Annotated in this window: 8 protein-coding genes; all 8 read left to right on the forward strand. The window is 67.5% G+C overall.

The features are described 5' to 3' along the window. Window positions 1-5: 5 nt before the first annotated feature. The gene (locus Q0L11_RS09065; protein ID WP_296596805.1) at window positions 6-629 is read left to right on the forward strand and encodes an NADH-quinone oxidoreductase subunit J; all 624 of its coding nucleotides are present in this window, start codon (window positions 6-8) and stop codon (window positions 627-629) included. Continuing rightward, a complete protein-coding gene (gene nuoK / locus Q0L11_RS09070) occupies window positions 629-934 on the forward strand; it encodes an NADH-quinone oxidoreductase subunit NuoK (protein WP_296596807.1) in 306 nt (101 codons plus the stop codon). The genes Q0L11_RS09065 and nuoK overlap by 1 nt, the downstream gene beginning before the upstream one ends. Before the next feature lie 6 nt (window positions 935-940). Beyond that, window positions 941-3,043, forward strand: coding sequence for an NADH-quinone oxidoreductase subunit L (nuoL, locus tag Q0L11_RS09075; RefSeq protein WP_296596798.1), 2,103 nt, complete (start codon window positions 941-943; stop codon window positions 3,041-3,043). Window positions 3,044-3,057: 14 nt separating this feature from the next. Beyond that, on the forward strand, window positions 3,058-4,539 hold the full coding sequence (locus tag Q0L11_RS09080) for an NADH-quinone oxidoreductase subunit M (protein WP_296596799.1): 1,482 nt from the start codon (window positions 3,058-3,060) through the stop codon (window positions 4,537-4,539). A 10-nt stretch (window positions 4,540-4,549) separates the two neighbouring features. Then, window positions 4,550-5,977: an NADH-quinone oxidoreductase subunit NuoN gene (gene nuoN / locus Q0L11_RS09085; RefSeq protein WP_296596800.1), complete on the forward strand. Its 1,428-nt coding sequence runs from the start codon at window positions 4,550-4,552 to the stop codon at window positions 5,975-5,977. A 4-nt stretch (window positions 5,978-5,981) separates the two neighbouring features. Beyond that, window positions 5,982-6,722, forward strand: coding sequence for a biotin--[acetyl-CoA-carboxylase] ligase (locus tag Q0L11_RS09090; RefSeq protein WP_296596801.1), 741 nt, complete (start codon window positions 5,982-5,984; stop codon window positions 6,720-6,722). Then, window positions 6,723-7,496 (forward strand): type III pantothenate kinase, encoded by a 774-nt coding sequence (locus tag Q0L11_RS09095; protein WP_296596802.1) that lies wholly within the window; start codon window positions 6,723-6,725, stop codon window positions 7,494-7,496. Continuing rightward, window positions 7,496-7,838, forward strand: a 343-nt coding sequence (locus tag Q0L11_RS09100; protein ID WP_296596803.1) for an MBL fold metallo-hydrolase, incomplete at its 3' end; no start/stop codon positions are given. The genes Q0L11_RS09095 and Q0L11_RS09100, both read left to right, overlap by 1 nt.

Consider the following 7,838-nt stretch of genomic DNA (forward strand, 5'->3'; position numbering starts at 1 on the left):
GCCGAATGGCCCTGCAGGCGATCGCATTCTACCTCATGGCGGCGGTGACCGTGGCGGCCGGATTCTGCGTGGTTTCGGCCCGCAACCCGGTGCACTCGGTGCTGTGGCTGATCCTGGCCTTCTTCTCGGCCGCCGGCCTCTTCGTCCTGATGGGCGCCGAGTTCCTGGCGATGCTGCTGGTGGTGGTCTACGTGGGCGCCGTCGCGGTGCTCTTCCTCTTCGTGGTGATGATGTTGGACGTGGACTTCGCCGCCCTGCGGCAAGGCTTCGCCCGCTACATGCCGCTGGGCCTGCTGATCGGCGCGTTCCTCGCCGCCGAGATGGTGCTGGTGGCCACCACGGTCTCCAGCCAGGGCGCGGCCAAGGACGCGGTGGGGCCGGTGGCGTCCGGCCACGGCTCGGCCCTCTCGAACGCCGAGGCGATCGGGCGCGTGCTCTACACGGACTACATCTACTTCTTCCAGGCGGCCGGCCTGGTGCTGCTGGTGGCGATGATCGGCGCGATCGTGCTGACCCTGCGCCACAAGCCCGGCGTCCGCCGCCAGGTCATCATGGACCAGGTTCTGCGCACGCCGAAGACCGGCATGAAGCTCGTCAACCCCAACCGCGGCGAAGGGATCGGCGAATGATCATCGGCCTCGCACACTACCTCGCGGTCGCCGCGATCCTGTTCACGATCGGCGTCTTCGGCATCTTCGTGAACCGCAAGAACATCATCGTCATCCTGATGTCGATTGAGCTGATCCTGCTCGCCGTCAACATCAACCTGGTGGCGTTCTCGGTCTATCTGGGCAACCTGGTGGGGCAGATCTTCGCCATGTTCGTGCTCACCGTCGCGGCCGCCGAAGCCGCCGTGGGCCTCGCCATCCTCGTCACCTTCTTCCGTAACCGCGGCGACATCGCCGTGGACGACGCCTCGATGATGAAGGGCTAAGCGCAAGTGGATCCCCAAGCCCTCGTCACCATCATCCTGTTCGGCCCGCTGATCGGCGCGGCCACGGCGGGCCTGTTCGGCAAGCTCATCGGCGACAAGCCGTCGATGGCCGTCACCACTGGCTTCCTGTTCCTGTCGGCCGCCCTGTCGTGGGTGGTGTTCAGCCGCTGGACCTGGGGCGGCCTGGAGCCGTTCACCGTCACCTACGCGCCCTTCATCCACGTCGGGAACTTCATCTCCAACTGGTCCTTCCGACTGGACGGCCTTTCGGCGGTGATGCTGGTGGTCGTGACCACGGTGTCGTCGCTCGTGCACCTCTACTCGTGGGGGTACATGGCGGACGACCCGGCCAAGCCGCGGTTCTTCGCCTACCTGTCGCTCTTCACCTTCGCGATGCTGAGCCTGATCAGCGCCGCCGACTTCATGCAGCTCTTCTTCGGCTGGGAAGGCGTGGGCCTGGCGTCCTACCTGCTGATCGGCTTCTGGCACCACAAGGCCACGGCCAACGCCGCCTCCATCAAGGCCTTCGTCGTCAACCGGGTCGGCGACTTCGGCTTCGCCCTCGGGATCATGACGGTCTACTGGGCGTTTGGCACCATCGAGTTCGCCAAGCTGTTCCCCCTGATCGCCCCGGCGGTCGGCAAGGGCTGGGACTTCGCGGGCGGCCACTTCTCGCTGATCGACCTGTCGTGCGCGCTCCTGTTCGTGGGCGCCATGGGCAAGTCGGCGCAGTTCTTCCTGCACACCTGGCTGCCGGACGCCATGGAAGGCCCGACCCCCGTGTCGGCCCTGATCCACGCGGCCACCATGGTGACCGCCGGCGTCTACATGGTCTGCCTGCTGTCGCCGATGTTCGAATACGCTCCGGTGGCCAAGAACATCGTCACCGTCATCGGCGCCGTCACCGCGCTATTCGCCGCGACGGTCGGCCTGACGCAGAACGACATCAAGCGGGTCATCGCCTATTCGACCTGCTCGCAGCTCGGCTACATGTTCTTCGCCGCCGGCGTGGGCGCCTATCAGGCGGCCATGTTCCACCTGTTCACCCACGCCTTCTTCAAGGCGCTGCTGTTCCTGGGCGCCGGCTCGGTGATCCACGGCATGGCCCACGAGCAGGACATGCGCCGCTACGGCGCGCTGCAGAAGTACCTGCCGATCACCTATGCGGTGATGACCATCGGTACGATCGCCATCACCGGCCTGGGCATCCCGGGCATCGAGATCGGCTTCGCGGGCTTCTATTCCAAGGACGCGATCATCCACGCCGCCTATACGGCCGGCGGGGCAGGGCATCCGATGGGCTATTTCGCCTTCGCCATTGGCATCCTGGTCGCCGGCCTGACGGCCTTCTACTCCTGGCGCGTCGCGTTCTTCACGTTCAACGGCCACGCCCGATGGACCAGCGAGGATCTCGAGCACCACTGGCACAACCGCGACCATGGCCACGGCCATGACGACCACGCGAGCCATGCCCAGGCCGAGAGCCACGACGAGCCGCTGCCTGAGGCGCATGACGACCACGCTCACGGCCATGGTCACGACCATCTGCCGCACGAGAGCCCCTGGACGATGCGGATTCCGCTCCTCGTCCTGTCGGTGGGCGCCATCGCGGCGGGTTTCGCCTTCCACCACCAGTTCATCGGTCACGAGAACGGCGAGTTCTGGCGCGGCGCGATCTTCAACCTTCCGGCCGAGCACGGCGGGGGCGAGCACGAGGCGCCCCTGTGGGTGGTCTGGGCGCCGCTGGTGGTGTCGGTGGGCGGCCTGCTGGTCGCGGCCTACATGTACATCTGGCGCGAGGGCCTGGGCGCGAAGCTCGCGGCCAACAACGGCCTGCTCTACACCTTCTTCTACAACAAGTGGTTCTTCGACGAGATCTACCAGGCCACCTTCGTCCGTGCGGCGAAGCTCCTGGGCGACCTGTTCTGGAAGGGCGGCGACCAGAAGATCATCGACGGGCTGGGCCCGGACGGGGTCTCGGCGCTGTCGGTCCGGGTGGGCAAGGGCGCCGGGCGCCTGCAGTCCGGCTACGTCTACCACTACGCCTTCGTCATGCTCCTCGGCGTCGCGGGTCTCCTGACCTACGCGCTGTGGGCCTGGGCTGCTTGAGGGGACGACCTTAGATGCCGCTGCTTTCCCTCATCACCTACGCCCCGCTGGTCGGCGTCCTGGGCATCCTGGCGCTCCGCATGGGCGGCAAGGACGACGCCAAGAGCGCCGAGACCGCCCGCTGGATCGCGCTGGTCACCACCCTGGCGACGTTCGCGCTGTCGATCGTGCTGGTGGCGCAGTTCAACCCGAACGACGCGGGCTTCCAGTTCGTGGAAGAGGCGCCCTGGTTCATGGGCCTCAGCTATCGGATGGGCGTGGACGGCATCTCCGTCCTGTTCGTCCTGCTGACCGCCTTCCTGATGCCGATCTGTATCGCGGCGTCTTGGAAATCGATCGACAAGCGGGTGCACGAATACCTGATCGCGTTCCTGCTGCTGGAGACGCTGGTCGTCGGCGTGTTCTGCGCGCTCGACATCGTGCTGTTCTACGTCTTCTTCGAGTTCGGCCTGGTCCCGATGTTCCTGATCATCGGCATCTGGGGCGGCGCGCGGCGGGTGTACGCGGCCTTCAAGTTCTTCCTCTACACGCTGCTCGGCTCGATCCTGATGCTGGCCGCCATCCTCTGGATGATCGGGACCAGCGGCACCAGCTCGATCCCCGAGCTGATGACCTACCACTTCACGCCGCAGGCGCAGATCTGGCTCTGGCTTGCCTTCTTCGCCTCGTTCGCGGTGAAGATGCCGATGTGGCCGGTCCACACCTGGCTCCCCGACGCCCACGTCGAGGCGCCGACCGCGGGCTCGGTGATCCTGGCGGGCATCCTGCTGAAGATGGGGGGCTACGGCTTCCTGCGCTTCAGCCTGCCGATGTTCCCGAACGCGTCGGACTACTTCACGCCGCTGGTGTTCGCGCTGTCGGTGATCGCGGTGATCTACACCTCGCTGGTCGCCTTCCGGCAGACCGACGTGAAAAAGCTGATCGCCTATTCGTCCGTCGCCCACATGGGCCTGGTCACCATGGGCATCTTCTCGGGCAACGCCGAGGGTGAGCAGGGCGCCATCTACCAGATGCTGAGCCACGGGGTGATCTCGGGCGCGCTCTTCCTCTGCGTGGGTGTCATCTACGACCGGATGCACACCCGCGAGATCAAGTTCTACGGCGGGCTGGTGACGCGCATGCCCGTGTACGCGGCGGTCTTCATGCTGTTCACGATGGGCAACGTCGGCCTGCCGGGCACGTCGGGCTTCGTCGGCGAAATCCTGTCGATGACCGGCGCCTACCAGGCCTCGACCTGGACGGCGATCCTGGCGGCCACCGGCGTGATCCTCTCGGCGGTCTACATGCTGACGCTCTATCGCGCCGTGGTGTTCGGTCCGATGACCAACCCCAAGCTCGAAGGCATCACCGATCTCGACTGGCGTGAGGTGGCCATCTTCGCGCCGCTCATCATCTCGACGCTCTACATGGGCATCCAGCCCAACTCCGTGTTCAACCTGACGCAGACGTCGGTGGATCAGCTCGTGCGGGTCTACCAGGCGGCGATCGGCGGGTGAGGGACCAAAGATGATCTCCGCTCACCTGGCCTACGCCTATCCTGAAGTCATCCTCGCGGTCGGGGCCCTGGCCCTGCTCGTGGTCGGCGCGTTCCTGCCGAAGCAGACCTCCCTGGTCGGCGGCGCGAGCGTGCTGGTTCTGTTGGCCGCGGCGGTCGCCTCGGCGACCCAGCCGTTCGGCGAGGCCTTCAGCGGCGGCCTGATCTCGGACGCCACCGCCACCTTCGCCAAGGTGGCGATCTACGTCGCCTCGGCCGTCGCCATCCCGCTGGGCCAGCAGTGGTTTGCGCGGCGCGGCGTGAAAAACTTCGAGTACCCGGTGCTCATACTCCTGGCCGCGCTCGGCATGGGCATGATGGCGTCCTCGGGCGACCTCATCTCGCTGTATGTCGGCATCGAGCTCCACAGCCTGGCGCTCTACGTCCTGGCGGCCATGCACCGCGACAACGCCAAGGCGTCGGAAGCGGGGCTCAAGTACTTCGTTCTGGGCGCCCTGTCATCCGGTCTGCTGCTGTACGGCGCCAGCCTGATCTACGGCTTCGCGGGCTCGACGCTGTTCAGCCAGATCGCCGTCGCCGCGGGCTCGCAAGCCAATACCGGCCTGCTCTTCGGCCTCGTGTTCCTGATCTGCGGCCTCGCGTTCAAGGTCTCGGCCGCCCCGTTCCACATGTGGACGCCCGATGTCTACGAGGGCGCGCCGACGCCGGTCGTGGCCTTCTTCGCCGCGGCGCCCAAGCTTGCCGCCATGGTGCTGTTCGCCCGCGTCCTCGCCGACGGCTTCGCCGGCGCTGCGGGCCAGTGGCAGCAGGTGCTGGTCGCCATCGCCCTGATCTCGGTGGCGGTGGGCGCGTTCGCGGGCCTGGTTCAGAAGAACCTGAAGCGCCTGTGGGCCTACTCCTCGATCGCCAACATCGGCTACGCGCTGCTGGGCCTGTCGTCGGGCACCAGCGAGGGCGTGCAGGCCATGCTGGTCTTCATGGTCCTCTACATGATCGACGTGACCGGCTTCTTCGCCTGCCTCACCGCGCTGTCGCGCCAGGGCCGGGCGATGGAGACGATCGACGACATGGCGGGCCTCATCAAGGAGCGCCCCGGTATCGCCCTGGCCATGACGGCGTTCTCCCTGTCCGCCCTGGGCCTGCCGCCGTTCTCCGGCTTCTTCGCCAAGATCTTCGTGTTCAAGGCGGCGCTGGACGCGGGTCTCTGGGGCCCGGCGGTGATCGGCCTGCTGGGTTCGGTCGTGGCGGCCTTCTACTACCTGCGCCTCATCAAGGTGATGTGGTTCGACGGCAGCGTCGGGGCGACCGACAAGCCGCCTGTCGAGGCCAACGCCATCGCCATCGCCTCGGCGCTGTTCGCCTTCCCGGTCGTGATCGTGGCGCTGAGCTGGCTGAACCCGCTGGCCGAGCGTGCGGCGCACGCCCTGGGCCTGGCCTGACGGCTTGGCCGCCCGCCCGCCGATCGAGAACTATATCGAGCTCGACTCCACCAACGCCGAGGCGCGGCGGCGCGCCGAGGCGGGGGAGGTCGGACCGGTCTGGATCACGGCCGGGATGCAGACCGCCGGCCGCGGCCGCCGGGGTCGGGCCTGGTCGACCGAGCGGGGCAACCTCGCCGCCACCCTGCTGATGGCGACCGACCGACCGCCGGCCGAAGCCGCGCAGCTCTCGTTCGTCGCCGCCCTGTCCGCCTGCGATCTCGCCGACGCCTGCCTTGGCCCCGGCGCGGCGCGGCTCAAGTGGCCTAACGACGTGCTGGTCCACGGGCGAAAGGCGGTCGGGATCCTTGTCGAGTCGGGCGCGCGGCCCGACGGGCGGCTCTGGATCGCCGTGGGCGTCGGCGTGAACCTCAAACACGCCCCTGACGACGTCGAGCGGCCGGCCACGGCCTTCGCCGACCACATGGCCGCTCCCCCGCCCGAGCCCGTGGTGGCGCTCGACATCCTGGCCGTGTCATTCGAGCGCTGGCGGAGCCTGTGGGCCGCCCAGGGCTTCGCCCCGATCGCCGCGGGGTGGACAGAACGGGCGAGCGGACTTGGCGAGCGGTGCGTGGCGCGCCTGCCGAACCGCACGATCGAGGGCGTGGCCGAGGGGCTCGACACCGATGGCGCGCTGCGTCTCAGGCTGGACGACGGGGGCCTGGAGCGGATAACCGCGGGCGACGTATTCTTCGGGGGGGCGTGAATGCTTCTGGCGATCGAGCAGGGCAACACCAACACGCTCTTCGCGGTGCACGATGGCGAGGCGTGGACGGCGCAGTGGCGGGCGGCCACCCACTCCAGCCGCACGGCCGACGAATATGCCGTTTGGCTCTCGCAGCTGTTGGCCATGGCGGGCCTGTCTCTCGGCGCGTTCGACGGCTGCATCATCTCCAGCGTGGTGCCGCAGTCGATCTTCAACCTGCGCAACCTCGCGCGCCGATACCTGCACGTCGAACCGCTGGTGATCGGCGAGAACGTCGACCTCGGCATCCCGGTCCGGATCGACAAGCCGTCCGAAGCGGGCGCCGACCGGCTGGTCAATGCGATCGGGGCAAGCGTCGTCTATCCCGGCCCCCTGATCGTCATCGACAGCGGCACGGCCACGACGTTCGATGTCATTGCGGCGGATGGCGGCTTTGAGGGCGGCGTCATCGCGCCGGGGATCAACCTGTCGATGGAGGCGTTGCACAACGCGGCGGCCAAACTCCCGCGGGTCGCCATCCAGAAGCCGCAGCGGGTCGTAGGCAAGGATACCGTGGGGGCGATGCAGTCGGGCGTTTTCTGGGGCTATATCGCCCTGATCGAGGGGCTGGTGGCCCGCATCAAGGCCGAACGCGACGAGGCCCTCACCGTGATCGCCACCGGCGGCGTGGCCTCGCTGTTCCACGGCGCCACCAACAGCATCGACCACTTCGACCCTGACCTGACCATCCGCGGCCTGCTGGAGATCTGGCGCCGCAATCGGAGCGCCCGCTGATGGCCAAGGAGCCGGACGAGCTCATCTTCCTGCCGCTGGGCGGCTCGAACGAAATCGGGATGAACTTCAACCTCTACGGCTTCGGGCCGGCGCACGACCGCAAGTGGATCGTCGTCGACCTGGGCGTCACGTTTGGCGACCAGACCACGCCGGGCGTCGAGGTGATCCTCCCGGACCCCCAGTACATCGAGGAATACGCCGACCGCATCCTGGGCATCGTGCTGACCCACGCCCACGAAGACCACATCGGCGCCGTCGCCTGGCTGTGGCCGCGGCTGAAGGCGCCCGTCTACGCCACGCCGTTCACCGCCTTCATCCTGCGCGAAAAGCTGCGCGAGGCCG

The sequence above is a fragment of the Phenylobacterium sp. genome, assembly GCF_024508875.1.
In the GTDB taxonomy this organism is placed as follows: domain Bacteria; phylum Pseudomonadota; class Alphaproteobacteria; order Caulobacterales; family Caulobacteraceae; genus Phenylobacterium.

What these genes read in the sequence shown, in the direction of transcription:
- Q0L11_RS09095 (WP_296596802.1), top strand. Translation starts at nt 6,723, where the DNA reads ATGCTTCTGGCGATCGAGCAGGGCAACACCAACACGCTCTTCGCGGTG.
- Q0L11_RS09080 (WP_296596799.1), top strand. Translation starts at nt 3,058, where the DNA reads ATGCCGCTGCTTTCCCTCATCACCTACGCCCCGCTGGTCGGCGTCCTG.
- Q0L11_RS09065 (WP_296596805.1), top strand. Translation starts at nt 6, where the DNA reads ATGGCCCTGCAGGCGATCGCATTCTACCTCATGGCGGCGGTGACCGTG.
- nuoN (WP_296596800.1), top strand. Translation starts at nt 4,550, where the DNA reads ATGATCTCCGCTCACCTGGCCTACGCCTATCCTGAAGTCATCCTCGCG.